Source organism: Aeromonas media (assembly GCF_020423125.1).
GTDB classification, from domain to species: domain Bacteria; phylum Pseudomonadota; class Gammaproteobacteria; order Enterobacterales; family Aeromonadaceae; genus Aeromonas; species Aeromonas media.
Window position 1 is genome coordinate 2,096,352 of record NZ_CP075564.1, and the last position, 25,347, is coordinate 2,121,698.

Below are 25,347 nucleotides of genomic sequence, written 5' to 3' on the forward strand. Positions count from 1 at the left end.
GGCAAGGGAGCGTCTGTAATTGGCGACAAAAGGTGGGGCGATGGCGTCGCGAGAGTCTGGGGCAGGGGGCGCAGCCCCTTAAGACGTTTCGCTAATACCTGGGCGTGCGCCCCCTTGGTACCCTCGTCGGGTATCAGGATCCGCCGCCTGCCAAGTGCCTTGTGCGCCGTGATCCGCGAGACTCCCCCCGCTTTGTGCCCATATGAGGAAGGAACCCGATGACAAAGCCGCACATCTACGAGACTGGCCTTGGCAAGACGCCCGCCAATTTCGAGGCCCTGACCCCCTTGAGCTTTCTGGCCCGGGCGGCCCGGGTCTATCCCGACTACCCGGCCCTGATCCACGGCCCCCTGCGCCAGAGCTGGGCCCAGACCGAGGTGCGCTGTCGCCAACTCGCCTCTGCCCTGCGCCTGCACGGCATCGGCGAGGGGGACACTGTCTCCATCGTTGCTCCCAATGTCCCGGCCATGTTTGAGGCCCACTTCGGGGTACCCATGAGCGGCGCCGTGCTCAACACCATCAACACCCGGCTCGATGCAGAGTCCATGGCCTTCATCTTCCAGCATGCCCAGAGCAGGGTGGTGCTGGTGGACAGGGAGTTTGGCGCCCTGGTGCGCAAGGCGCTGGCGCTGATCGAGCAAAGCCCCCTGGTGATCGCCATCGATGATCCTCTCTATCGGGAAGGTGAGCTGGTCGGCGAGCTGAGCTATGAGGCCTTCATTGCCGGGGGCAACGGCGACGAGCCCGGCTGGCTGCCGGCGGACGAGTGGCAGGCGATTTCCCTGAACTACACCTCGGGCACCACGGGCAACCCCAAGGGGGTGGTCTATCACCATCGCGGCGCCCACCTCAATGCGGTCAACAACGTGCTCTCCTGGGAGCTGCCCAAGCACCCCGTCTATCTGTGGACCCTGCCGATGTTCCACTGCAACGGCTGGTGCTTCCCCTGGACCCTGGCGGCCACCGCCGGGGTGAGCGTCTGCCTGCGCCATGTGCAGGCGGCCGCCATCTATGAGGCGCTGCACGAACACAGGGTGACGCATTTTTGCGCCGCCCCCATAGTGCTCAACATGCTGAACAACGCCGATCCGGCCCTGAAACTGGGGCTCGACCACCCCATCAAGGCGATGACGGCGGGGGCGGCGCCACCCGCCACCGTGATCGCCGGCATGGAGGCCATGGGGATAGCCGTGACCCATGTCTATGGCCTCACCGAAACCTATGGCCCCTGCGTGGTGTGCGAGCCCCAGCGAAGCTGGCAAGGGCAGGATGCCACTTCGCTCTCCCGGCTCAAGGCGCGCCAGGGGGTGGCCTCTCCATTGCAGGGAGAGATGCGGGTGGCCAACCCCGTCAGCGGCGAGCCTGTGCCCCGGGATGGCAAGACCCTGGGGGAGATCTTCCTGCGCGGCAACATCGTCATGAAGGGCTACCTCAAGAACCCGGCGGCGAGCGAAGAGGCGATGGCGGAAGGCTGGTTTCGAAGCGGGGATCTGGCGGTCTGGCACCAGGACGGCTACGTGGAGATCAAGGATAGATCCAAGGACATCATCATCTCGGGCGGGGAGAACATCTCCAGCCTGGAGGTGGAGGACGTGCTCTATCGCCACCCGGACGTGGACGAGGCCGCGGTGATCGCCATGGCGGACGAGAAGTGGGGGGAGGTGCCCTGCGCCTTCGTCAAGCTCAAGGAGGGGCGTGTGCTCAGCCAGGCGGAGCTGATCGCCTTCTGCCGAGAGCAGATGGCCCACTTCAAGGCCCCCAAGCGCATCATCTTCACCCCCCTGCCGAAGACCTCCACCGGCAAGGTGCAAAAATTTATGCTGCGAAAACAGCTGGAGTGAGGGTGGGACGTTACTCTCTTCTGAGTGCTTGAGTCGGCGCCATATTGCCTCGGGATGATATGGCGCCAAATCCTATGTTCATCAAACTCTTTCGGAACTCACTCTGGTAATATCCTGCTCAGTATCGAGACAGGGAAATACTATGGCGCTTGCAACATTTGATTGGGTGGAATCTGTTTCATGGGATGGTCCTGGAGCTATTGAAGGGGGAGAGGAAAAGGTCGCAGGAGATCGACTGGAGCGCGCTCGCTATGCCGAGTTTCTGACCAACTATCTGGCGGCAGAGGGCAAAGAGCGCAACTATGTGTTGAACCTCAATGCCGAATGGGGCGCGGGTAAAACCTGGTTTATCAAGCGCTGGTATATGGAACTTAAAGAGCGCTATCCCACCGTCTATATCGATGCCTGGCAGCAGGACTTTTCCGACGACCCCTTGTTGACGGTTATCTCGTCGATAATCGATCAACTGAGAGATGCTACAGGAAATAAGATTGACGTACCTGATGGCATCAAAACAAAACTATTGGGCTTGCTCAAGGTTGGCGGAAGATTGGTGCTCAAGTCAGCCATTAAAAAAGCTGGGCTGGAAGATGGTGATTTCTCTTTGGAAGGCGAAGATGCAGATAAGTTGGTTGATACGCTCTGTAGTAATCACAGGGAACGTTATGAATCTATTCAGTATCTTAAAAAAGAGATACGACAACCTGATTACCCATGATTAGCAGTCAGTTACCACGAACTATACTGATCTTACGTACAGTTATCGAGGTGCGAGATCATGGCCAAAAGCAAAATCCAATTCCAGAAAGGCTACAGCCTGTTTGAGTTTCTCAAGGACTATGGCACTGAGGCTCAGTGCGAAAACGCGCTGTTCACTTGGCGTTTTCCTAACGGCTTTGTCTGCCCTGAATGTGCCAACAAGACCTGTTGTCGCCTGAGAAGGCGGCCACGTGTGTGGCAATGCAATCACTGCCGTCACCAGATGTCATTGACTGGAAACACGATTTTCGCAAACACCAAGCTCCCACTGACCAAGTGGTTTCTGGCAATGCACCTGTTGTCACAAACCAAAACAGGCTTGTCAGCGATGGAGCTAAAGCGCCAGTTGGGCGTCAAATATGACACCGCCTGGATGCTCAAGCACAAGCTGCTGCAAGCCATGAAAGAGTCCGATGACAAGCAGCCCATCAGCGGCATCATTCAGCTCGATGATGTCTACTGGGGTGGCGAGCGCCGTGGTGGCAAACGGGGTCGGGGCGCGGCAGGCAAGACGCCGTTTGTGGCAGCAGTGGCCCTGAACAAGGAAGGACATCCAATCAAGATGCGGATGACGGTGGTCGATGGTTTCAAAACCAAGTCCGTTGCTGATTGGGCAAAACGGCATATTGCCAGTGGTAGCGCGGTGATATCCGATGGATTGGCCTGTTTCAAAGCGGTCAAGGAGGCCAATTGTGAGCACCTGGGTGTTGTCACCGGGGGCAACCTGGACTGGCTGGATCATCCGGCATTCAACTGGGTAAACACGATGATAGGAAATGTGAAAAACTCGCTGCGGGGCAGTTGCCATACGCTCGGAGCGAAGCATTTACCAAGGCATCTTGCGGAATACTGCTTCCGGTTTAATCATCGTTTTGACCTCAAGAGCATGTTGGTTGAATTGGGGCATGCAGTCGTGGCAAGCCCTCCGATGCCATATCGGCTCTTGAAGCTGGCTGAGGGTCATGGGTAATCAGGTAAAAATTTGGTTGAGTTGGCCGTGCATCTTGACTAAATAAAGCCGGGAGATCCCGGCTTTATGATCAGATTACTTGGTGTGGCGCTCATAAAGGCGCTGCACCACATCTTTCAAACCCAGCCCCTCGTTTTGCAGCAGCACGGTCAGGTGATAGAGCAGGTCAGCGGATTCGTTGATGAGCTCTTCCCTGTCTTTCGCCATGGCGGCCAGGGCCACTTCCACCCCCTCTTCCCCCACCTTCTGGGCGATGCGCTTGGTGCCTTTGCCATAGAGGCTGGCGGTGTAGCTGGTGGCGGGGTCGGCCCCCTTGCGTGATGCCAGGATCTGCTCGAGCTCGGCGAGAAAACCCAGCGGCGGCAGCGGGTGACCGTCGAAGCAGGAGGGATTGCCCAGATGGCAGGTGGGGCCGACCGGGTCGGCCGCGATCAGCAGGGAGTCCTGATCGCAGTCGGTGGTGATGGCGACCAGTTTCAGCACATGGCCCGAGCTCTCACCCTTGGTCCACAGGCGCTGCTTGCTGCGGCTGAAGAAGGTGACCTGGCCGGTGGTTTGGGTCTTTTCCAGGGCCTCGCGGGTCATGAAGCCCTGCATCAGCACTTCGCCGCTCGCGGCATGCTGGACGATGGCGGGGATCATGCCGTCACACTTGTCCCAGTCCAGGCGCTCGGCGAGGGGCAATGCATTGTCTACAGCTTGATTATTCACGGATGGCGACTCCTTCGTTTTTCAGCCAGCGTTTCAATTCGGGAATGGGGATAAGGCCCTTGTGGAACACGGACGCCGCCAGGGCGCCGTCCACGTCGGCAAGGGTAAAGGCATCGCGAAAATGTTCCATGGCCCCGGCGCCGCCGGAGGCAATCAGCGGCACCTTGCAGATGGCCCGCACCAGTTTGAGCTGCTCGAGATCATAGCCCTGGCGCATGCCGTCCTGGTTCATCACGTTGAGCACGATTTCGCCGGCGCCGCGTTGTTGCACCTCCTTGACCCACTCCAGGGTGGTCCAGCTGGTGGTGCGGGTGCGGCTCTCGTCACCGGTGAACTGCTTGACCTGATACTCGCCGCTCTGCGCGTCGAAGTAGGAGTCGATGCCTACCACCACGCACTGCACGCCGAAGCGCTCCGCCAACCGGGTGATCAGGGTGGGATCGGCCAGGGCCGGGGAGTTGATGGAGACCTTGTCGGCACCGAATTCCAGGATCTGACGGGCATCCTCCACGCTCTTGATGCCGCCGGCGACGCAGAAGGGGATGTCGATGACCTCGGCCACCCGGCTCACCCAGCTCTTGTCCACCACACGGGCGTCACTCGAGGCAGTGATGTCATAGAACACCAGCTCGTCGGCACCCTCCTCGGCGTAGCGGCGGGCGAGCTCGACGATGCCGCCCATCACCTCGTGGTTGCGAAACTGCACGCCCTTGACCACCACGCCATCTTTGACGTCGAGGCAGGGGATAATACGCTTTGACAACATGCTCATTGCTCCATGTAAAGCACAGTTAAAAAAACATCGTTCTGCCGGTGATGCAGGATCAGGCGGCGAACGGAAAAGCGGTTGGCATGCTTTCACTGCAGGATCCTGAGCGGGAAATGGCGCGCTCATCGGGCGGCGCGGCCCCGGGGGAACCAACACTATATGCATGACTTTATTCAGTGATTCAACCCTTTGTCTCCCTTCACCGGGCCCGGGGGCAGCGAAGGGCCATCGGGGAGGGAGGGCACGGCCTCAGTTTGGGGCTCATCTGCTCCCTCACATTGGCGAAGGGTGAGCAGGGCACCGTCGAAGTCAAATGTCTTCAACTGCCTGACCAGGGTCTCGCTGCGTGGCCCGAGCATGAGCCGCAAGGGGGCGGCATACTGCTCGAACAGCGGGATCACGGCGGTATCGCTTTGCACCAGCAATGCCTCCATCTGGTGGCGCAGCGCCCGTTGCCACTGGCTGCCAAGGGGGATGAGCTCCGCCGCGTGGGCGGGCACCTCCTCCCCCAACCGGTCGTGCAGGGCAGTCAAGGCCCCGTCAATGGCCGCCATCAAGGCGGTCGGCTCAGGGTCATCCCCCGCGAGTGTTTGCTCCAGCTGCAGGCATTGCTGCGCGAGATCCACCATCCCAAGGGTGCTCGCGACCCCGCGCAGGGTGTGAACCAGCCGGGTAGCGCTCGTTTTATCCCCCGTTTGCAGGTGGTGGCTGAGCAGGGTCATGTCCTGGCCATGCTCGCTGGCGAAGTAGCGCAGCAGCGCGATGTATTTGTCCTGATTGCCCTGCAGTGCCGTCAGCCCTTGCTGCAGGTCCAGCCCGTGGAAGCCCTGCAGGTGGGCGAGGGGGCCTGCCTGCATGTCGTGGGACAGCGGCTGATGCTCGGGCTCCACCATCCCGTTGCTCGGCAGCCAGCGCTGCAGCGCCTCAAACAACTTGGCAGGGGTGACGGGTTTGGTGATGAAATCGTTCATGCCGGCAGATTCACATGCCTTTCGGTCTTCCTCAAAGGCACTCGCCGTCAGGGCGAGGATAGGAAGCAGCTCCCGGCCGGGCAGGGTGCGGATGGCGCGGGTGGCGTCGTAGCCATCCATCACCGGCATCTGTATGTCCATCAGGATGAGATCGAAGGTGTGCTGGCGAACGCGCTCCAGCGCCTCCTGGCCATTGACGGCGGTCTCGATGACGAGGCCGCTGTTGCAAAGCAGCTCCAGCACCACTTCGCGGTTGATGGCGTTGTCTTCCACCAGCAGTACCCGGGCGTGGTGAGGGAAGTAGGTCTGCGTCACGCTCTGCACGAGCGGGCTCGGCTGCGGCACTTCCCCCTGACCTGCCGAGAGCGCGGCGGTAAACCAGAAACAGCTCCCCTGGCCAAGGGTGCTGCTGACGCCAGCTTCTCCCCCCATCAGGGCGGCGAGCCGGCTGGTGATGGCGAGCCCGAGGCCGGTGCCGCCGTATTTGCGGGTGGTGGAGACATCGGCCTGCTCGAACGCCTGGAACAGCTTCTTGCGCTGCTCCGGACTGATACCGATACCGGTGTCCTCCACCTCGAAGCGCAGCAGGTAACCGCTGGCGAGTGGGCGCGCCACCCGCACCCGCAGGGTGACCGCCCCCTGTTCGGTGAACTTGATGGCATTGGCTGCATAGTTGAGCAGTGCCTGGCGCAGGCGGGTAATGTCGCCATGGACCCAAGTGGGCGAGTCTCCCATATCGACCATGATGGTGAGCCCCTTGGCGCGGGCCTGCTCGCTCACCAGAGCGCTGACGTTGTCCAGCATGGCGGTGAGGGAGAAGTCGCCCTGCTCGAGCGCCATCTTGCCCGCATCGATCTTGGAGAGATCCAGGATGTCATTGATGATGGTGAGCAGGTGCTGGGCGGCGTGATCGATCTTCTCCAGCCGCTCATGCTGGGTGCTGTCCGGGGTGTCGCGTTTGAGCAGGTAGGTCAGCCCCAGGATGGCGTTCATGGGGGTGCGGATCTCGTGACTCATGTTGGCCAGGAAGGCGCTCTTGGCGCGGTTGGCGCTCTCGGCTCTCTGATGGGCCTGGGCCAGTTGCAGGGTGCGCTCATCGACCATCTCCTCCAGGTGGTAGCGATACTGATCAAGCTCCTCGCCAAGCTGCTTCTTCTCGGTGATGTCGGCTTGTACCGCCACATAGTGGGTCACGATCCCGCTCTCCTGGCGGATGGGGGAGACAGTGGCCAGCACCTGATAGTGGGAGCCGTCTTTGCGCCGGTTGATGAACTCTCCATGCCAGCGTTGACCCTGATTAATCGCATCCCGCAGGGCGATATAGGTCGCCCTGGGGGTGAGGCCGGAGCGCAGCAGGGCGGGGGTCTGGCCGATGACCTCGTCCTGCCGGTAGCCACTGATGGCCAGAAAGGCCGCGTTGACATACTCGATGCGTGCCTGGGTATCCGTGATGAAGACACCATCCGGGCTCTGCTCCAAGGCCAGGGAGAGCTGGCGCAACTGCTGCTCGGCCTGCTTGCGCTCGGTGATGTCAAGATGGATGCCGAGCAGGCGCAGCGGACGCTGGCGGTCATCCCGATAGACGCTGCCCTTGCTCACCAGCCAGCGCATGTCACCGTCTGGCAGCAGGATCCGGAATTCTATCTCGAAGGGCTTGTCGCTGGCCGACAGCTCGGCCAGCAAGGGGTCGACACGGGGCCTGTCGTCCGGGTGCAGGCAAGCCTGCCAGGCGTGAAACGTCCCGAGTTGCTCGGCGGTGCGGCCATAGAGGCGGGCGCATTCCGGGGAGAAAAAGAGGCGATCACTGACCATGTCCCACTCCCAGATCCCGACGTGAGCCCCCTCCTGAGCCATCAGCAACCGTTGCTCGCTCTCGCGCAGGGCGCTGCTGATGGACTCGGCTCGGACCCTGGCACTGATGGCATCGTCCATCAGGTTCAGTGCCGCCAGGCGGGCGCGGCGCTGGGTATCGAGGGCCGTCTGCTGATTGTGCAGCAACTGCTGCTCGGTCAGCTTGCGCTCCGTGATGTCCTGCACAGTGCCATACAGCTCGACGACATGGCCGTCACTGTCCCGCAAGGCCGCGCCACGGGCGATGACCCAGACGGCGTTCCCCTGCTCGTTGATGACGCCGGCATCACATTCATAGGGCAACCCATCGCGCAGGCAGCGCTCGACGGACTGGGAGATGGTGTGCCAGCCCTCCTGGGTGAAGTATTTTTTCACCTCGGGATAGACGGCAGGGGGCAGGGCGGGGTCACGCCCATAGATGCGGTAGATCTCCGGCGACCAGAAATGGTTCTCGTCGTTGATGCGCCAACGCCAGTTGCCAATCTTGGCCAGTCGCTGGGATTCCCGCAGGATCCCCTCGTTGCGACGCAGGGCCTCCTCGGTCTCCTTGTTCTGTTGATTGTCCTCGATGATGGAAATGAAGTAATCGGGCTCGCCCTCGAGATCCCTGACCAGGGCTACCGTCAGGGTTGTCCAGATGACGTCACCCCTCTTGTGCAGATAGCGCTTTTCCAGGGTGTAATGGGGCAACTCGCCTGCCAGCATCCGGGCCACATAGTGTTGGTCAATCAAGAGATCGTCCGGGTGGGTGATCTGCTGGAAGCTCATGCCCATGAGCTCATCGGCGTGGTAGCCCAGTATGTCGCACAAGCGCTGATTGACCCGCAGCCAGCACCCATCGGGAGAGACCAGGGCGATACCGACCGCAGCCTGCTCGAAGGTAGCCTGGAAGCGATTTTCGCTTTGTTGCAGGCGAGATTGGGTGCTAATCAGCTCCTGCCAGCGCTGGATCTCCCGGGCGCGGGAGTTGTGGATGGCGGCGCTGAGCAGGCTGACGAGGATGCCGTTGGCGATCAGGATCCCCCACTGTACGAGATCCTGACCGGTTGCCACGGTCAGCTCATAGACCGGGGGCAGCAGGAAATAGGCGGTGGCCAGGGCACTGATCAGGGTACAGAGCAGGCCTGGCAGCAAGCCCCCCAGCAGGGCGCAGATGATGATGGGTAGCATGAAGAGCACCAGCAGCGGCCGCTCGCCAAAGGCGATGGGTAGCTGGACCCGGATCTGCAACATCAGGATGGGCAGTAGCAGGGCCAGCAGGCAGACGCCCCAGCGCTGGGTGGAGGGGCGGACGAGCCATAGTTGCGGTCGGTTCATCATGGATGCTCCTCCGGCGGCATGGGAGCCTGGGGGTAGGGCGGTGCCAGCCCGAGCTGGCGCGAGAGTGTGTTGATCTGGTGCTTTAGGGTCAGCATGGCGAGTTCTCTGTCCACCATCACCTTGTTGAAACGCTCGAGCTCCTCGTTTTGCTGGCGCAGCTCCATGGCTTGATGTGTCAAGGCCTGCTCGACCTGTTCCCGCTCGGTGACATCGAGCAAGAGCCCGAGCAGGGCGGGTTGACCGCGATAGTCGACACGCCGCCCGTACAGCTCCACCTCCAGGGTCTGACTGCCGTGGTGCAAGGCGCTGAAGCGGGTATGGATGTCGCCGCCCTCCTGCTCGCAGTGCAGCACCAGCTCGGCCACCCGGTCGCTGTCCTCTGGGCTTGCCAGGGCTTGCAGGGTGCCGACGCCGAGCAGTGCGCCGGGCGAGTCATAGCCAAACAGGTGGGCAAAACAGGGGTTGATGTAGCAGAGTTTGCCCTGCTGGATGATGTAGATGCCGGCGAGCGATTGCTCGACCAGGGCGCGAAACAGCCCCTCCCGCTCCCGCAGGTCTGCCTCGGCACGCTTGAAGCCCGTGATGTCGCGGGAGATGCCGAAGATGCCGATCACCTGACCGTCGTTGTCTTGCAGCGGCCCCTTGGTGGCGAGGAACACCCGATCGCCACCGGGCAGGGTCAGGTACTCCTCCTCGGTTTGCACCCGGTTGTTCTCGATCACCCGATGGCCTGCCTCCATCAGCATCTTGGCCTGCTCGGGCGGGAAGATGGCCATGTCATCCTGGCCCAGCATCTCGGCGGCCGGTTTGCCCACGAACTGGCTGGCGGCGCGATTGAACAGTATGTATCTGCCCTCTCTGTCCTTGGCAAAGATGGCATCTTCCGAGCTGTCGGCGATGGCGGAGAGCAGCTGCAATGCCTGCAGCCGTTGCGTCTGGGAATGACGGATCTGTTCAGCCATCAGCAGTCGGGTGTGCTGGCGCAGCAAGATGATGCCGGCGTTGGTGACGAAGAGCACCAGCAAGGTGATGAGACCGATCCAGATGCTCTCTTTGAAACTGGCCTGGTTGAGCTCGGCCTTGTCTATCTTGGTCAGCAGGAACCAATCCGTACCCGCGACCGGATAGACGACGCCAAAGGCCGCTATGCCTCGATAATCCATACCGGAAAGCACCCCGGGTTTTCGTTGTCCGGTCTCAAGGCGCAGATACTGGGCCGCCAACAGGGTGCTGTGATGGAGCGGAAGCTGCAGGCGCAGGGCCGAGTCGGGGCGATAGCGCAGGTCACTCAGATACTGCACCTGGTCTGCGTGCTGGCGAAACAGCGTGGCTTCGCCACTGCTGTCGGGGATGGGCCAGGGGTTGAGGATCTGGTTTACCCAGTGGCTGCCGCTTATCTGCAGCACTATGATGGGCGCCGGCTCCGCCGCCGTGGCCAGGGGCGTCAGGAAGTCGAACCTGGTTTGGCCCTGTTCATCCAGATAAGGCCCGACCCTGAGCACCTTGCCTGCTGTCGCCCGTGTCAGGGCATCGCGCAACGTGGCATTCATGATGCTCGCCCCCGGAGTCTGCCACAGGGCCTGGCCGGTCCGGTCGAAGAGGGCCGCGCCATCGAATCCCCGCACCGAGATGAACTCGATCAGCCGCTGGGTCTGTTCATCGGATGGCCTGTCCCTCTGCCCGGAGAGAGAGAGGGCACCATAACTCGGGTTGTCGAGGATCTGACGAAGATCCTGTTCCCGGTTGCCCAGCCACTCGGTGATGCGCCTGCTCTTGAGATCGGCGATGGTTTCAAGTCGGGCGACCTCCTTGTCCCGGGTCAACCCGATGTTCTGGGCGATGGCCATGATAGCCAGGGCCAGAATGAGGCCGTTGAGCAATAGGATGGGCAGCCACTGGCGCCCGGAGAGCCGGGGACTGGCCGTGGACTGATTGATGCGGCGGCGCAGCATGACATAGAGCATGAGCGCGGTGATGAGGATAAAGAGCCAGCCCTTGATGGTGCTGGCCAGGGCGAATTGGGCCGGGGTGCTGAAGAGCCACTCCACCGCCTTGTCCGACAGCAGGATCCACAGACTTGCCACGGCGGCATAGGTGAGTACCACGTTGAGCACGTGGGCTCGGGTCAGGGGAGACTGCTCAGCCATGGGGTGCCTCGGCGCCATCCTGATAACGCTCGGCGATGATGACGAACTGCTCGAAGTGGCTGTCAAAGGCCGCCACCACGTCAGGGTCAAAATGCTGACCGCTGCCGGAGAGGATCAGGGCGCGGGCCTCCTCATAGGACATGGCCGGTTTGTAGACCCGGACGTTGATAAGGGCGTCAAACACATCTGCCAGCGCCATCAGCCTGGCCGAGAGAGGGATGGCATCGCCCTGCAGGCCGTCCGGGTAGCCGCTGCCGTCCCATTTCTCGTGGTGCCAGTGGGCTATCTCCTTGGCCAGGGTGAGGAAGGCCAATGGTTGCTCTATATCCTGCTCGGCCTCCTCGATGGCATCGCTGCCGAGTTTGGCGTGGGTACGCATGGTCTGCCACTCCTCGGGGGTCAGCTTGCCCGGTTTGAGCAAGATATGGTCGGGAATGCCGACCTTGCCGATGTCGTGCAGGGGGGCCGAGCGACTCAGCAGATCTATGTAACGAGGCGTCAGGGTGTCGCTAAAGCGGGGGTGGCTGGCCAGGGCGCTCGCCAGCAACCTTACGTAGGCCTGGGTACGCAGGATGTGATTGCCGGTTTCGGGATCGCGGATCTCCGCCAGATGGGCCAGCGCCCGGATGGAGACTTGCTGGATCAGATCGTTCTCCGTCATCCGGCGCGCCACCTCGGCCTCCAGGGCCGCATTCTGATCTTGCAGACCATCCCGGGCCTGCTTGGCCTCCAGCTGGGTGCGCACCCGCGCCTGGACGATGGCGGGTTTGATGGGTTTGGTGATGTAGTCGGCGGCGCCGAGCGACAGGCCGTACTCTTCGCTCTGGAGATCGGCGAGGGCGGTGAGCAGCACCACAGGGATGCGGCGGGTGTCGGGGTTGATGCGCAGATGCTTGAGCACCTCATAGCCGTCCATGCCGGGCATCATCACATCCAGCAGGATGAGATCCGGCCTCGTCTTGCCGCTCGCAATACGCAGGCACTTCTCCCCGCTCTGGGCGGCGAGCACCCGATAACTGGGAGAGAGCAACTCGGTCAGCACCATCAGGTTCTCGGGAGAGTCATCGACGATGAGGATGGTGGCACAGTGAGATGTGAACATAAGCCTTCCGTGACGTTATCTCGATGAGACCGAGTATAGAGTCAATTGCTTCCAGATTATAAGGACTTGCCGCTGGCTCCCGGCAGAAGAGGTGCCTGTTCCGGCGCTGATGGCCGGACAGGCTCCCCTGGATCACCCGATGATCACTCATTCCAGCAGGTGATGGCCTCACTCACCGAAAATTTGCCCTCGAGGAGCGCGCGGCCAAGGATGACCCCCTTGACGCCGGTGTCCTTGAGCGCCTCGATGTCGGCCAGACCGCCGATGCCGCCGGAGGCCTGAAACGCCACGCTCGGGTAGCAGGCGCAGAGATCCCGGTAGAGCTCGACGTTGCTGCCCGAGAGCGTCCCGTCCCGGCTGATGTCGGTGCAGAGCACGTGCCTGAGCCCGGCGGGGAGGAAGCGCTCGATCAGCGCCTCGATAGTCACCCCGCTGTTCTCCTGCCAGCCGGCCACCGCGATCTGGCGCTTGCCCTGGGCATCGATATTGACGTCCAGGGCCAGCACGATGCGTTCGGGGCCATATTTTTCCATCCAGCTCGCCACCAGTTCCGGGGACTTGACCGCGGTGGAGCCGACCACCACCCGATTGGCACCAGCGGCAAGAAGGTCCGCCACGTCCTGTTCGCTGCGCACGCCGCCACCCACCTGCACCGGCGCCCTGGTGGTCGCCAGCAGCGCCGTGATGAGGGCAAGCTGGCGGGCTTTTGCATCCTTGGCGCCGTCCAGATCCACCAGGTGCAGTTGCTCCGCCCCCTGGGCGACATAGTCGTCGAAGCGGGCCTGGGGGCTGCTGCTGTATGCGGTCTTCTGGCCGTAGTCCCCCTGATAGAGTCGGACTACCTGACCATTGATGAGGTCGATTGCGGGAATGATCATCCTTGTTACAGCTCCAGAAAGTTTTGCAGTAAACGGGCACCGGCCGAGCCGGATCGCTCCGGGTGGAATTGGGCGCCAAAGAAGTTGTCACGGCCGACGATAGCGGTGAAGGGCTGGCCATAGTCGCAGCTGGCCAGGGTCGCGTCGGTCACCTCCAGGGCGTAGGAGTGAACGAAGTAGAAGTAGCTGCCGCTTTGGATCCCCTTGAGCAAGGGATGGGTCTCATCGTGCTCAATCTGGTTCCAGCCCATGTGGGGCAGGCGCAGATTGCCCACCTCCATCAGCCGGATCCTGCCAGGGACTATACCGAGGCAATCGATGAGCTGGCCTGAGTCGCCATCGGCGCTCATGTTCTCCTCGGAGGCCTGTGCCAGCATCTGCATGCCGAGGCAAAAGCCCAGCAGGGGCTGCTTGGCGGCGCGAATAAGGGGCACCAGCCCGCGTTCGTTCAAGTTCTTCATGGCGGCCACCGCAGTGCCCACCCCGGGCAGGATCAGCTTGTCCGCCTGCTCGATGTCGGCGGCCTGGCAGCTCACAAGGGGCTGCACGCCGAGGCGCTCGAACGCCATGCGCACCGAGGCCAGGTTCGCACATCCCGTATCGATGATGACCAGCTTCTGGTTCGCCATCACAGCACCCCCTTGCTGGAGGGGAGTTCGCTCCCTTCCACCCGGATGGCCTGGCGCAGGGCGCGGCCAAAGCCCTTGAACAGCGCCTCCACTTGGTGGTGGGTGTTGCCGCTGCCCACCTTCATCTGCAGGGTGATGGCCATGGCGTCCGACAGGGAGCGGAAGAAGTGGGGCACCATCTCGGTGGCCATCTCACCCACGCTGTCGCGACCAAAGCCGCTCGGGCAGTCGAACACGAAGTAGGGGCGACCGCTCAAGTCCAGCGCGGTGGCCACGTCCAGCTCGGTCAGGGAGGGAGCCTGTTCGCCCTCGCGGGGACGACCATCGATCACTGCCTGCACCTCGTCCATCGCCAGCACGAAGCCGAAGCGGCCGATCCCGCGCTTGTTGCCAAGGGCCTGGCGCAAGGCCTGACCCAGGGCCAGCCCCACGTCTTCCACCGTGTGGTGATCGTCGATGTGCAGATCGCCGCTGACTTTCAGCTTGAGGCGAAAGCCCGCGTGAGTGGCTATCTGATCCAGCATGTGATCAAAGAAGCCGATGCCGGTGGCGATCTGGTTGCCGCCGCTCTTGTCCAAGTCCACCGCCACCTGGATGCGGGTCTCCTTGGTGTAGCGCTCCACCTCGGCGGTGCGCCCCTTGGCGAGCAGCTGATCACGGATGGCGAGCCAATCGTGATCCTGCGGGTGGTAGCGGATGCCGCGGATGCCCATGTTCTCGGCAAGCTGCAGATCGGTCTGTCTGTCGCCAATGACGAAGGAGTTGGCAAAGTCGATACGGCCGGACGTGAGGTACTCCTTCACCAGTCCGAGGTGGGGCTTGCGGCAGCTGCAACCGTCGGTGGGGAAGTGGGGGCAGATCAGCACCTGCTCCCAGTTCACCCCTTGGGACTCAAAGAGGTGCATCATCAGATCCTGAGGGGGCTGGAAGTTCTCCAGCGGCAGGCTGGCGGTACCCAGCCCATCCTGATTGGTCACCATCACCAGCACGTAACCGGCGGCCTGCAACTCGCGCAGCACCGGGATCACCATGGGCTCGAAGCGCAGCTTGGCGAGGCTGTCCACCTGCTTGTCGGTCACCGGCTCTTCTATCAGAGTGCCGTCACGGTCGATAAACAAAAACGGGGTCTTCATCTGGCTACTTCCTTATATGCTGGCGGCAGTCTGGTTGCTGGCTGAGGGGGCGTTGAGTGACAGATCTCGCAGCACTTTGATCACGGCATCCATCTCCCCCTGATAGCCGATGGTGATGCGGATGCTGTTGTCCAGGCCCGGCTTGGTGGAGAAGTCCCGCAGTATGATGCCGGCGGCCTTCATGGCGGCAAAGACGCTGGCACCGTCATTGAAACGCACCAGCACGAAGTTGCCCTTGTCCTCGAACACCTCTTTCACGCAGGCAAGCCGGAGCAGCTCGGCCTTGATGAGGGCCTTCTGCTTGTTGAGTTCCTGCACCCGCTCCTGCATCAGCGATAGCCCCATGGGGGAGAGCGCCTGGGCCGCAATCTGGGCGATGGGCTCGGGGATGGGGTAGGGGGCGATTACCTTGGCCAGCATGGCAATGACCTCCGGATCCCCCAGGGTGAAGCCACAGCGGATCCCCGCCAGGGCAAAGGCCTTGGAGAGGGTGCGGGTCACCACCAGATTGGGGTATTGGGCCAGCAGATCCACCACTGAGCTTTCTGGGCAGAATTCGATGTAGGCCTCGTCCACCACCACGATGGCGCGTTCCCGGGCCTTCTCCAGCAGGGCGATAAGCCCCTTGCGGCCCACCAGATCCCCGGTGGGGTTGTTGGGGGAGCAGAGGAACACCAGTTTCACGTCGGAGAGCCGATCCGCGATGGCGGGCCAGTCCGGCTGACGGCTGGCGGTGAGCGGCAGCTCGACGATGCCGACGCCACAGGTCTCGGCGCTGATGGCGTACATGCCGTAGGTGGGGGGGCAGATGAGGATCTGATCTTCACCGGCGTCGCAGAAGGTGCGGATCAGCAGCTCGATGGCCTCGTCGGCGCCACGACTCACCAGCACCTGATCCGGATTAACCCCGGCGTAGGCGGCATAACTGTTGACTACCTCGGCAGGTTGGCACTCGGGGTAGCGGTTGAGGCGATTGCCCTCGATGGTGAAGGGGTAGGCCAGTGGGGCCTCGTTGGCGTTGAGCCAGACGTGACCCTGACCGCCGATGCGGCGGGCGGATTGATAGGGGGTGAGGGCCCGCACCACGCGGCGAGCCAGATTGGCGATGCTCATGACAAATCCTTCTGCTGTGCGTTTTGCTGTGACTCAATGGCTAAGGTGTTCAACCTGAGGGTGACGGCGTTATTGATGGGGGCATCGAGCCCCCTTGGTGCGGTATTATTCATGTCCGCTCCTTTTGCAGTGCATTCAATCTCAGCGTCACGGCATTCTTGTGTCCATCGAGCCCCTCGGCCTGTGCGATGCGCTGGACGATGGGGCCGAGCCCCTGGATGCCCTCGACGCTGAGTTCCTGCACAGTGTAACGGCGCTGGTAATCAGCCAGCCCCAGGCTCGAGCAGGTACGGGCATAGCCGTAGGTGGGCAGGGTGTGGTTGGTGCCGCTGGCATAATCCCCCACCGACTCCGGCGTCCATTGGCCCAGAAAGATGGAACCGGCGTTCTCGAGCTGGTCCAGCAGCTCGCGGGGCGCTTGGGTCTGCACGATCAGGTGCTCCGGGGCGTAGGCATTGGAGATGGCGCAGGCCTCGTCCAGATTGTCGCAGAGGATCACCAGACTGCTGCCGAGCGCCTGTGCAGCGATGTCGCGGCGGCTGAGCTGGGCCAGCTGGCCCTTGATCTCGCCGGCAATGGCGTCTGCCAGGAGCGGCGAGGTGGTGACCAGCACCACCTGGCTGTCGGGGCCGTGCTCGGCCTGGGAGAGCAGATCTGCGGCCACGAAGGCGGGGTTCGCGCCATCGTCGGCAATCACCAGCACCTCGGAGGGGCCGGCCGGCATGTCGATGGCGGCGCCGCGCCAGTCGCGAGAGACCTGGCCCTTGGCTTCGGTCACGTAGGCGTTGCCCGGGCCGAAGATCTTGTCCACCTTGGGAATGCTCTGGGTGCCGTAGGCCATGGCGGCGATGGCCTGGGCACCGCCGATGGCGAACACCTTCTCAACGCCGCAGGCGCGGGCGGCAAACAGGATCTCGTCGCTGGCGGGGGACGGGGTGCAGAGCACCACCTCACGGCAACCGGCTAGGCCTGCCGGAATAGCCAGCATCATCACGGTGGAGGGGAGCGGCGCGCTGCCCCCCGGCACATAGAGGCCGACCCGGCTGATGGCCTGGGTGCGCAGCTCGCACACCACACCGGGCTGGGTTTCGACACGCACCACTGGCTGCACCTGGGCGGCGTGGAAGGTGCGAATATTGCTAATCGCCGCCTCTATGGCGCTTTTTATGTCGTCATCCAGCCGCGCGCAGGCGGCCTCGATCTCGGCCTCGCTGACGCGCAACTGCTCACGGGGGGCGCGCTCGAAGCGCAGGCTCAGCTCGCGCAGCGCCTCGTCACCCCGGCTGCGCACAGCTGCGATGATCTCTTTGACCACGGCGCCGATATCCGCCTCGTCATTGAGGGCGGGTCGGGTCAGCACATCGGCCTGCTGGGCGGGAGAGAGGGTCTTCCAGATCAGGGTCTGCATGGTGTCCCTTCCTTATTCCATCATTTTTTCGATGGGCAGCACCAGAATGGAGCTGGCGCCGAGGGCCTTGAGCTGCTCCATGGTCTCCCAGAACAGGGTCTCGCTGGAGACGACGTGCAGGGCCACCTGGTTGGTGTCACCGGCCAGTTGCATGATGGTGGGGCGTTCGGCACCCGGCAGCAGATCGGTGATGGCATCGAGTTTGTCCTTGGGGGCGTGCAGCATGATGTACTTGCTCTCGCGGGCCTGCTGCATCCCTTGAATGCGGGGCAGCAGCTTGTCGATGAGCTTCTGCTTGGCCTCATTCGAGGGGTTGGGGGCCTGTACCAGCACCGCCTTGGAGCGGTAGATCACCTCCACCTCTTTGAGGCCGTTGGCCTCCAGGGTCGCGCCGGTAGAGACCAGATCGCAGATGGCGTCGGCCAGTCCCGCGCGGGGGGCCACTTCCACCGAGCCACCCAGCATCACGCTCTTGAAGCCGAGCCCCTTCTCGTCGAAGAAGCGCTTGAGCAGCCCGGGGTAGGAGGTGGCGATGCGCTTGCCTGCCAGACTATCCGGCCCTGTGTAGGTGACGTCTTCCGGCACCGCCAGGGAGAGGCGGCAGCCACCGAAGTCGAGCTGCTTGAGGGTTTTCACCTCGAAGGGGAGTCCCTGTGAGGCGCGAATAAGCTGCACCTCTTCCAGCACGTTCTCGCCGATGATGCCAAGGTCGACCACCCCTTCCATCACCAGCCCCGGGATATCGTCATCGCGCACCCGCAGGATGTCGATGGGCATGTTTTCCACGTGGGCGATGAGGCGCTGTTCCCGCAGGTTGATCTTGAGGCCGCAGCTCTTGAACAGGGCCTGGGAGTCCTGGCTCAGGCGACCGGATTTTTGCATGGCGATGCGCAGACGTTGTGTTTCCATTGCTCGATTTCCTTCTAGTCAAAAACGAAAAAACCCTCGGAAGTGTGTGCTTCCGAGGGTTTATGAATCTTGCGGTCCTTTTGGAAGTCACCAGTTAAGTGTCTTCCAGCAGTCAACCTCCTGAAAGACTAGTCGGGATGATGATGGTGATGATGAGTCTTCAGCAGGGTGAACTTCATGTAATCAATCCTTTACAAATAAGATGTCGTAGTTGACGCCTGATTTAAACTACCTGCCTTGACGGAAAATGCAACCTGAAATTGTGTTTTGCCCGATTAAAGTGGGGAAAACGGTTTTCTGGTCGATAACTAATCAAGATAACCTGAGGAGTGATCACCATGCCCAGCCAGGATCTGTTATTTCCCATCTTGCCGCGCGCACCGTCGACCCCGAGCCCGGACGACATCAAGCGGGAGGTGACCCAAATCAGCCAGAAACATCAGTTGCGCAAGATTGGCACCGACAACGGCGGCGGCACCCAGCACCACCAGCAGGATCATCCCCCAGCCAAGCGTGATCAGCCAAAGGTGCAGGATGATGATCACAAGCCGGATCCGGACCATCAGATCGATCTCTTCGTCTGAACGCATTATCAGTCCCGCTTTCGTCGCGCTTTTGGCATAATGGCCGCTTTTGCGCGGGACGCTCCTTTGACCATCCAGACCCTGTTCAAGCCAGATGGCCCTCTGGCCAGCCACATCGACGGCTTCAAGGCCCGTGCGCCGCAACTGGAGATGGCCGAAGCGGTGGCGCGCGCCATCAAGAGTGGCGGCCGCCTGCTGGTGGAGGCGGGCACCGGCACCGGCAAGACTTACGCCTACCTGGTGCCGGCGCTGGAATCCGGCAAGCGGGTGGTGATAAGCACCGGGTCCAAGAACCTGCAGGAGCAGCTCTTCTACCGGGATCTCCCCACCATCACGGGGGCACTCTCCTACACCCCGCCAGTGGCCCTGCTCAAGGGGCGCAGCAACTATCTCTGCATCGAGCGCATGAACCGGCTGCTCAGCGAATCCCACCTGCAAAAGCCCGAGATCCTCAGCGATCTGGTCAAGGTGAAGTCCTGGTCCACGGCCACCGACAACGGCGATGTGGGTGACATTCCGGGGCTGCAGGAGAACGCCGAGATCCTCGCCCATGTCACCAGCACCAATGACAACTGCCTCGGTCGCGACTGCCCCTATTATGACGACTGCCATCTGGTGGTGGCCCGCCGTCGTGCCATGGATGCCCAGGTGGTGGTGATCAATCATCACCTCTTCTTCGCTGATATGGCGGTGAAAGACACGGGATTTGGCGAGCTGGTGCCCGAATCGCAGGTTTATGTGTTCGACGAGGCGCACCAGTTGCCGGAGATCGCCACCAACTATTTTGGCAAGTCGGTGGGCAGCCGCACCATCCTGGATCTGGCGCAGGACATCCAGCTCGCCTACAGGGCCGAGGCCCATGACATGGGGCAGCTTGGCAAGGCGGCGGACAGGCTCTCCATCGCGAGCCAGGACTTGCGCCTCGCCTTCGGGATAGACGGGGGACGTGGCAATACCCGAGATCTCTTGCGCCAGCCGCTCTGGGGCCAGGCGCTGGCTCGTCTCAACGACGCCATCGGGCTCTGCTACGAGGTGCTGAAACTGGCGCTCGGGCGTGGCGAGCAACTGGATCACGCCTTCGAGCGAGTCTGCGAGCTGCGCACCCGCCTCGGGGAGGTGCTGGCGGTCAATCAGACCGGTTTCTCCTACTGGTATGACTGCTCCCGGCTGCACTTCTCCCTCAATCTCACCCCCTTGTCGGTGGCCGAGCGATTTGGCGCCGAGGTGCAAAAGCCCGAGGTGGCCTGGATCTTTACCTCCGCCACCCTGACGGTGGACAATCGTTTCGATCACTTCAAGGCGGAGCTGGGGCTCGCTGGTAGCGCCGAGCTTATTCTCGACAGCCCCTTTGATTACGCTGAGCAGGCGCGGCTCTGTGTGCCGCGCTTCCTGCCAGAGCCCAACGCCTTCGGGCGGGGGGAACAGCTGGCCAATCTGATGATCCCCCTTATCAACAAGACGCCGGGGGGCTGCTTCTTCCTCTGCACCAGCCATCAGGTGATGCGTCAGGTGGCCGAGGTGCTGCGCCGGGAAATCGGCCGCACCGTGCTCTTGCAGGGGGAGGACAACAAGCAGCGGCTGCTCAAGGAGTTTGTTGAGAACGGGCGCGCCGTGCTGGTGGCGACCAGCAGTTTCTGGGAGGGGATCGACGTGCGAGGGGCGGCATTGTCCTGTGTTATCATCGACAAACTGCCTTTTGCGAGCCCGGACGATCCGCTGCTCAAGGCGCGGGTGGATGATTGCAAACTCAAGGGGGGAGATCCCTTCGCCGAGCTGCAGCTGCCCAAGGCGGTGATTGCCCTCAAACAGGGGGTGGGGCGACTTATTCGTGATCGCAGTGATCACGGCGTGCTGGTCATCTGTGATCCACGGATGGTCAACAAGCCCTATGGCGCCACCTTCATCAAGAGTCTGCCCGCCATCCCTCGTACCCGGGAGTTAGGGTCGCTGGGGAGTTTCTTTGACCGCGGCGAGTAACTCGGCAGGTTATTTACCAGAACGTGGGAGCTGGCTACCCTGGGGCATTTTTTCGCGCGGGGCGCTTGTGCCTGACAGGCCGCATACCAGGCGCCCTCTGCATTCGCCCTGAGATGCTGGCGGGTGGCTAGCGATTGACGGATTTGCCATGTTAAGAAAACGGGTGAGCACTCCTCGCTTACACGTTATGTAATTGACTGATTTTATAGAGATTGTAACCCATGACCGAGTTGAAGATCCTGGCCGTTGATACCGCCACCGAAGCCTGCTCCGCCGCCCTGCTGGTGGGTGACAAGCTGTTCTCCCGTTGGGAAGAGGCGCCGCGGGATCACACCCGAAAAATCCTGCCCATGGTTCAGGCTGTGTTAGACGAGGCCGGTCTATCGTTGGACGAGCTCGACGCCATCGCCTTCGGGCGTGGACCCGGCTCCTTTACCGGCGTGCGCATCGGGATCAGCGTGGCCCAGGGGCTCGCCTTTGGCGCTGGCGTGCCGCTCATCGGCGTGTCGACCCTGGCTGCCATGGCCCAGGGGGCTTATCGTCTGGAGGGGGCAACGCGGGTACTGACCGCCATCGATGCGCGGATGAACGAGGTCTATTTTGGCCACTACGAGCTGCTTGACGGCCGTATGCAGCTGGTGGGGGAGGAAGTGGTGAGCGATCCCGCCGCGCTGATTGACGCGCGCGGCAAGCTGGCGGGCAGCTTGAGCTGCGTCGGGACCGGCTTTGAAACCTATGGCGAGACGCTCAATGCGCTGGCCGACGAGCTGGCGGTGAGCCAGGTGCGTTTCCCGGCGGCGCTCGACATGCTGCCCCTGGCACGCAGTGCTTGGCTGGCGGGGGAGGCGGTGGCTGTTGAGCAGGCAACCCCCGTCTATTTGCGTGACAAGGTGACCTGGAAAAAACTGCCGGGTCGCGAGTGACATCCAACGGCGAGCCGTGACTCGACGCCAGTGAGTGAAGGCAGACGGTGCGGAGAAGGAGAGGCAAATGATGAAACGCGTGATCATGCTGGGCCTGACGGGGCTGCTGCTCGGCGGTTGCAGCACTGTGCCCAAGGAGCTGGCCTATGAGCCGGAAAGCCAGCTGGTGGCCTATCAACCTGCCCTGCAGGGGATGGAGGGCAAGCCTGCGCGCTGGAGCGGCGTCATCTCGGCGGTGCACAACGAGCAGGATCAGAGCGTCATCGAAGTGGTCTACCTGCCGCTCAAAGCCAACGGCGTACCGACCCAGACGGAGCAGAGCCCGGGGCGTTTTCTGGCCGTCATGAAGGGCTTTGTGGATCCGACGCTCTATGCCAAGGGGCGCAGCCTGACGGTGCTCGGCACCCTGGACAAGCCGGTGGACAGCCAGATAGGCGATCACAAGTATCGCTTCTCCGTGCTCAAGGTCACCGCCAGCAAACTGTGGCCGCCGGTGAAGGAGGTGGAGATCCGCTACATGGACCCCTACTTCTACGACCCCTTCTATGATCCCTTCTGGCCAAGGCGCCACTACTCCCGCTGGTGATGATGGAAGAGCGCTTCCTCACCCTGGCCGATGGTCGGCGCATCGCCCTGCTGGATAACGGCCGGCAGGACAAGCCACTGATCGTTGCCCTGCACGGCTGGCTCGACAACGGCGCCAGCTTCCTGCCCCTTGCCCCCCATCTCGGTGAATGCCACCTCGTCTGCGTCGATCTGCCGGGACACGGCCACTCGGATCACAAGGTGACTCCCTATGTCTTCGTCGACTGGCTCGACGATCTGCACCAGATTGTCCGGGCTGCGGGCTGGCAGCGTTTCATCCTGCTCGGCCATTCGCTGGGGGCCCTGATCGCCAGCGCCTATGCCGGGGTCTTCCCCGAACAGATAGTGCGGCTTATCCTGCTGGAGGGGCTAGGGCCGCTGAGCCAACCCGATGAGGAGGTGCCTGCCCAGTTGCGGCGGGCCATTCTCAATCGCAGCCGCACTCGCGAGCGAGCGTCCGGTGGGTTTGCCTCCCTCGACGAGGCGGTGGCGGCCCGCTGCAAGGTGGCTGACATCTCCCCGGCGGCGGCGCGCCTCATCTGCGAGCGCCAGCTGGAGGTGCGGGAAGGGCGCTGGCACTGGCGCAGCGATCCACGTCTGCGGGATCTCTCGCCCATGCGCATGAGCGAAGGCCAGGCCCAGGCGCTGATCCGGGCCATCGCCTGCCCTGTGCTCTTCATCCGTGGCGAGCAGGGGTTCCAGGGTCTGCTGGCGCAGTGGCAGCAGCGGGGACCACTCTTTGGCCAGATTGAAATGGTACAGGTGGCGGGAAATCATCACTTCCATATGGAAAATTCGGCCAAAACCGCCGTTTATATCGAAAACTTCTGTCAGATCCGGTAGGATCGCCGGCTTTCAATCATGTCAGGTTTGCTTTCTCCCTCACACTTCTCGTTGTTAATTTGCTGTTAATCGATGTTGCCTTATGTAACTATGTGCGGCATTAGAGCTGTAGCTTAAAACAACTGATTGAAATGGATGTGACAGGGACGGAGGCAACACAGTGAGCGCACAGGTGCTAGTTATGCAGGAGAAGTTCGTGGAAAGAGTCTGGCTGAAGCGTTATCCAGAAGGGGTGCCCGCCGAGATCAATCCAGACCAATACGGCTCCCTGGTCGAGATGTTTGAAGAGTCGGTGACCCAGTTCGCCGACCAGCCCGCCTTCGTCAACATGGGGCAGACCATTACCTATCGCCGGCTGGAAGAGCAGTCCCGTGCCTTTGCCGCCTACCTGCAAAACGAGCTCAAGCTCGGCAAGGGCGACAGGGTGGCGGTGATGATGCCAAACCTGCTGCAGTACCCCATCGCGGTGTTCGGCATACTGCGGGCCGGCATGACGGTGGTCAACGTCAACCCCCTCTATACCCCGCGCGAGCTGGAGCACCAGCTCAAGGACTCCGGCGCCAAGGCCATCGTCATCGTCTCCAACTTCGCCCATACCCTGGAGAAGGTGGTCTACGACACCCCGGTCAAGCACGTGATCCTGACTCGCATGGGGGACAACCTCGGCCTGGCCAAGGGCACCCTCGTCAACTTCGTGGTCAAGTACGTCAAGAAGCTGGTGCCCAAATACAATCTCCCGCACGCCAGCACCATGCGCCAGGCCCTGGCCAAGGGGCGCTACCTGCAGTACATCAAGCCGGAGATCAGCAACCAGGACATCGCCTTCCTGCAATATACAGGCGGCACCACGGGTCTCTCCAAGGGGGCCATGCTGACTCACCGCAACATGATTGCGAACGTGGAGCAGTGCCTCGGTGTCTATGGTCCCGTGCTGGAGCGCGGCAAGGAGTTCGTGGTCACGGCGCTGCCGCTCTATCACGTCTTCGCCCTGACGGTGAACTGCCTTCTGTTCATGCGCCTGGGTGGCTACAACCTGCTCATCAGCAACCCCCGCGACATCCCGGGCTTTGTCAAAGAGATCAAGAAGTACCCCTTCACCTGCATCACAGGGGTCAACACCCTGTTCAATGCCCTGGTCAACAATGGCGAGTTCCAGGGCATGGACTTTTCCAAGCTCAAGCTCACCATAGGCGGCGGCATGGCGGTGCAGCGAGCGGTGGCCGAGCAGTGGAAGACGCTGACCCGGACCCCGCTGCTGGAAGGCTATGGCCTGACCGAATGTTCACCCCTGGTGAGCGTCTGCCCCTACGATCTGGTGGATTACAACGGCTCCATCGGTCTGCCGGTCTGCTCCACCGAGATCCGGCTGGTGGATGACAAGGGGTTGGTTATCACCGAGCTGGGCGCCCCCGGCGAGATGCAGGTGCGTGGTCCCCAGGTGATGACGGGCTACTGGCAGCGTCCCGAGGCGACCGCCGAGGTGATGCAGGATGGCTGGCTCTGTACCGGTGACATCGCGGTGTGCGACCAGCAGGGCTTCTTCAAGATCGTCGATCGCAAGAAGGACATGATCCTGGTCTCCGGCTTCAACGTCTATCCGAACGAGATTGAAGACGTGGTGGCGCTCCATCCCAAGGTGTTGGAAGTGGCTGCCGTCGGCGTGCCTAACCCGGTTTCCGGCGAGCTGGTGAAAATCTTCGTGGTCAAGAAAGATGCAAAGCTGACAGAGGACGAGATAATTGCCCACTGCCGCAAACATCTGACTGCCTATAAGGTGCCGAAACTGGTAGAATTTCGCGACGAACTTCCCAAGACCAATGTGGGCAAGATCCTGCGGCGCGTGCTGCGCGACGAGGAGATTGCCAAGCAGTAACCGGCATGCACTGCTCTGCAGTCAAGCGCTGTCGTTATGCAAAACCGTGGG

The 25,347-nt window shown here is 62.0% G+C and carries 20 protein-coding genes and 1 other annotated feature; of the genes, 9 read left to right on the forward strand and 11 right to left on the reverse strand.

Annotated features, from left to right (window positions below):
- Positions 1-218: 218 nt before the first annotated feature.
- The 3 genes from KI797_RS09640 (at position 219) to KI797_RS09650 (ending at position 3,570) form a co-directional block, all read left to right on the forward strand.
- A complete protein-coding gene (locus tag KI797_RS09640) occupies positions 219-1,841 on the forward strand; it encodes an acyl-CoA synthetase (RefSeq protein WP_226172788.1) in 1,623 nt (540 codons plus the stop codon).
- 142 nt (positions 1,842-1,983) lie between these two features.
- The gene (locus KI797_RS09645; RefSeq protein ID WP_226172791.1) at positions 1,984-2,559 is read left to right on the forward strand and encodes a P-loop NTPase fold protein; all 576 of its coding nucleotides are present in this window, start codon (positions 1,984-1,986) and stop codon (positions 2,557-2,559) included.
- Positions 2,560-2,619: 60 nt separating this feature from the next.
- Positions 2,620-3,570, forward strand: coding sequence for an IS1595-like element ISKpn3 family transposase (locus KI797_RS09650; RefSeq protein ID WP_005342491.1), 951 nt, complete (start codon positions 2,620-2,622; stop codon positions 3,568-3,570).
- 75 nt (positions 3,571-3,645) lie between these two features.
- On the opposite strand, the gene hisIE is transcribed toward KI797_RS09650, so the two are convergent.
- From hisIE to hisG, 11 genes are all read right to left on the reverse strand, one after another.
- A complete protein-coding gene (hisIE, locus tag KI797_RS09655; protein WP_041205732.1) occupies positions 3,646-4,281 on the reverse strand; it encodes a bifunctional phosphoribosyl-AMP cyclohydrolase/phosphoribosyl-ATP diphosphatase HisIE in 636 nt (211 codons plus the stop codon).
- A complete protein-coding gene (gene hisF / locus KI797_RS09660; RefSeq protein WP_226172794.1) occupies positions 4,274-5,047 on the reverse strand; it encodes an imidazole glycerol phosphate synthase subunit HisF in 774 nt (257 codons plus the stop codon). Before hisF ends, hisIE begins: the two co-directional genes overlap by 8 nt.
- 176 nt (positions 5,048-5,223) lie before the next feature.
- A complete protein-coding gene (locus KI797_RS09665) occupies positions 5,224-9,192 on the reverse strand; it encodes a PAS domain S-box protein (protein WP_226172796.1) in 3,969 nt (1,322 codons plus the stop codon).
- Positions 9,189-11,339, reverse strand: coding sequence for a PAS domain S-box protein (locus KI797_RS09670; RefSeq protein ID WP_226172798.1), 2,151 nt, complete (start codon positions 11,337-11,339; stop codon positions 9,189-9,191). The genes KI797_RS09665 and KI797_RS09670 overlap by 4 nt, the downstream gene beginning before the upstream one ends.
- Positions 11,332-12,441 (reverse strand): response regulator, encoded by a 1,110-nt coding sequence (locus KI797_RS09675; protein ID WP_226172800.1) that lies wholly within the window; start codon positions 12,439-12,441, stop codon positions 11,332-11,334. The genes KI797_RS09670 and KI797_RS09675 overlap by 8 nt, the downstream gene beginning before the upstream one ends.
- 143 nt (positions 12,442-12,584) lie before the next feature.
- Positions 12,585-13,319, reverse strand: a complete 735-nt coding sequence (gene hisA, locus KI797_RS09680; RefSeq protein WP_043129925.1) for a 1-(5-phosphoribosyl)-5-[(5-phosphoribosylamino)methylideneamino]imidazole-4-carboxamide isomerase — start codon at positions 13,317-13,319, stop codon at positions 12,585-12,587.
- 5 nt (positions 13,320-13,324) lie between these two features.
- Positions 13,325-13,948 (reverse strand): imidazole glycerol phosphate synthase subunit HisH, encoded by a 624-nt coding sequence (gene hisH / locus KI797_RS09685; RefSeq protein WP_226172802.1) that lies wholly within the window; start codon positions 13,946-13,948, stop codon positions 13,325-13,327.
- On the reverse strand, positions 13,948-15,081 hold the full coding sequence (hisB, locus tag KI797_RS09690; RefSeq protein WP_226172804.1) for a bifunctional histidinol-phosphatase/imidazoleglycerol-phosphate dehydratase HisB: 1,134 nt from the start codon (positions 15,079-15,081) through the stop codon (positions 13,948-13,950). The genes hisH and hisB overlap by 1 nt, the downstream gene beginning before the upstream one ends.
- Positions 15,082-15,093: 12 nt before the next feature.
- The gene (gene hisC / locus KI797_RS09695) at positions 15,094-16,194 is read right to left on the reverse strand and encodes a histidinol-phosphate transaminase (RefSeq protein WP_043129928.1); all 1,101 of its coding nucleotides are present in this window, start codon (positions 16,192-16,194) and stop codon (positions 15,094-15,096) included.
- Between the two features lie 109 nt (positions 16,195-16,303).
- Entirely contained in the window at positions 16,304-17,602 is a 1,299-nt protein-coding gene (hisD, locus tag KI797_RS09700) for a histidinol dehydrogenase (protein WP_226172806.1), read from the reverse strand.
- A 12-nt stretch (positions 17,603-17,614) separates the two neighbouring features.
- Positions 17,615-18,511 (reverse strand): ATP phosphoribosyltransferase, encoded by an 897-nt coding sequence (gene hisG / locus KI797_RS09705; RefSeq protein WP_226172809.1) that lies wholly within the window; start codon positions 18,509-18,511, stop codon positions 17,615-17,617.
- Positions 18,512-18,535: 24 nt separating this feature from the next.
- Positions 18,536-18,664: a sequence feature (His leader region), on the reverse strand.
- A 185-nt stretch (positions 18,665-18,849) separates the two neighbouring features.
- Between hisG and KI797_RS09710 the strand changes: the two genes are divergently transcribed.
- From KI797_RS09710 to fadD, 6 genes are all read left to right on the forward strand, one after another.
- A complete protein-coding gene (locus KI797_RS09710; RefSeq protein WP_226172812.1) occupies positions 18,850-19,095 on the forward strand; it encodes a hypothetical protein in 246 nt (81 codons plus the stop codon).
- Positions 19,096-19,161: 66 nt separating this feature from the next.
- A complete protein-coding gene (locus KI797_RS09715) occupies positions 19,162-21,072 on the forward strand; it encodes an ATP-dependent DNA helicase (RefSeq protein ID WP_226172815.1) in 1,911 nt (636 codons plus the stop codon).
- A 221-nt stretch (positions 21,073-21,293) separates the two neighbouring features.
- A complete protein-coding gene (tsaB, locus tag KI797_RS09720; RefSeq protein ID WP_226172817.1) occupies positions 21,294-21,995 on the forward strand; it encodes a tRNA (adenosine(37)-N6)-threonylcarbamoyltransferase complex dimerization subunit type 1 TsaB in 702 nt (233 codons plus the stop codon).
- Positions 21,996-22,062: 67 nt separating this feature from the next.
- Entirely contained in the window at positions 22,063-22,581 is a 519-nt protein-coding gene (locus KI797_RS09725; protein ID WP_218409808.1) for a Slp family lipoprotein, read from the forward strand.
- The gene (locus tag KI797_RS09730; RefSeq protein ID WP_226172819.1) at positions 22,581-23,423 is read left to right on the forward strand and encodes an alpha/beta fold hydrolase; all 843 of its coding nucleotides are present in this window, start codon (positions 22,581-22,583) and stop codon (positions 23,421-23,423) included. Before KI797_RS09725 ends, KI797_RS09730 begins: the two co-directional genes overlap by 1 nt.
- Positions 23,424-23,619: 196 nt before the next feature.
- Positions 23,620-25,296, forward strand: coding sequence for a long-chain-fatty-acid--CoA ligase FadD (gene fadD / locus KI797_RS09735; RefSeq protein WP_081934458.1), 1,677 nt, complete (start codon positions 23,620-23,622; stop codon positions 25,294-25,296).
- Positions 25,297-25,347 lie beyond the last annotated feature (51 nt).

What these genes read in the sequence shown, in the direction of transcription:
- KI797_RS09640 (WP_226172788.1), top strand. Translation starts at nt 219, where the DNA reads ATGACAAAGCCGCACATCTACGAGACTGGCCTTGGCAAGACGCCCGCC.
- KI797_RS09645 (WP_226172791.1), top strand. Translation starts at nt 1,984, where the DNA reads ATGGCGCTTGCAACATTTGATTGGGTGGAATCTGTTTCATGGGATGGT.
- KI797_RS09650 (WP_005342491.1), top strand. Translation starts at nt 2,620, where the DNA reads ATGGCCAAAAGCAAAATCCAATTCCAGAAAGGCTACAGCCTGTTTGAG.
- hisF (WP_226172794.1), bottom strand. Translation starts at nt 5,047, where the DNA reads ATGTTGTCAAAGCGTATTATCCCCTGCCTCGACGTCAAAGATGGCGTG.
- KI797_RS09665 (WP_226172796.1), bottom strand. Translation starts at nt 9,192, where the DNA reads ATGATGAACCGACCGCAACTATGGCTCGTCCGCCCCTCCACCCAGCGC.
- KI797_RS09670 (WP_226172798.1), bottom strand. Translation starts at nt 11,339, where the DNA reads ATGGCTGAGCAGTCTCCCCTGACCCGAGCCCACGTGCTCAACGTGGTA.
- KI797_RS09675 (WP_226172800.1), bottom strand. Translation starts at nt 12,441, where the DNA reads ATGTTCACATCTCACTGTGCCACCATCCTCATCGTCGATGACTCTCCC.
- hisA (WP_043129925.1), bottom strand. Translation starts at nt 13,319, where the DNA reads ATGATCATTCCCGCAATCGACCTCATCAATGGTCAGGTAGTCCGACTC.
- hisH (WP_226172802.1), bottom strand. Translation starts at nt 13,948, where the DNA reads ATGGCGAACCAGAAGCTGGTCATCATCGATACGGGATGTGCGAACCTG.
- hisB (WP_226172804.1), bottom strand. Translation starts at nt 15,081, where the DNA reads ATGAAGACCCCGTTTTTGTTTATCGACCGTGACGGCACTCTGATAGAA.
- hisC (WP_043129928.1), bottom strand. Translation starts at nt 16,194, where the DNA reads ATGAGCATCGCCAATCTGGCTCGCCGCGTGGTGCGGGCCCTCACCCCC.
- hisD (WP_226172806.1), bottom strand. Translation starts at nt 17,602, where the DNA reads ATGCAGACCCTGATCTGGAAGACCCTCTCTCCCGCCCAGCAGGCCGAT.
- hisG (WP_226172809.1), bottom strand. Translation starts at nt 18,511, where the DNA reads ATGGAAACACAACGTCTGCGCATCGCCATGCAAAAATCCGGTCGCCTG.
- KI797_RS09710 (WP_226172812.1), top strand. Translation starts at nt 18,850, where the DNA reads ATGCCCAGCCAGGATCTGTTATTTCCCATCTTGCCGCGCGCACCGTCG.
- tsaB (WP_226172817.1), top strand. Translation starts at nt 21,294, where the DNA reads ATGACCGAGTTGAAGATCCTGGCCGTTGATACCGCCACCGAAGCCTGC.
- KI797_RS09725 (WP_218409808.1), top strand. Translation starts at nt 22,063, where the DNA reads ATGATGAAACGCGTGATCATGCTGGGCCTGACGGGGCTGCTGCTCGGC.
- KI797_RS09730 (WP_226172819.1), top strand. Translation starts at nt 22,581, where the DNA reads ATGATGGAAGAGCGCTTCCTCACCCTGGCCGATGGTCGGCGCATCGCC.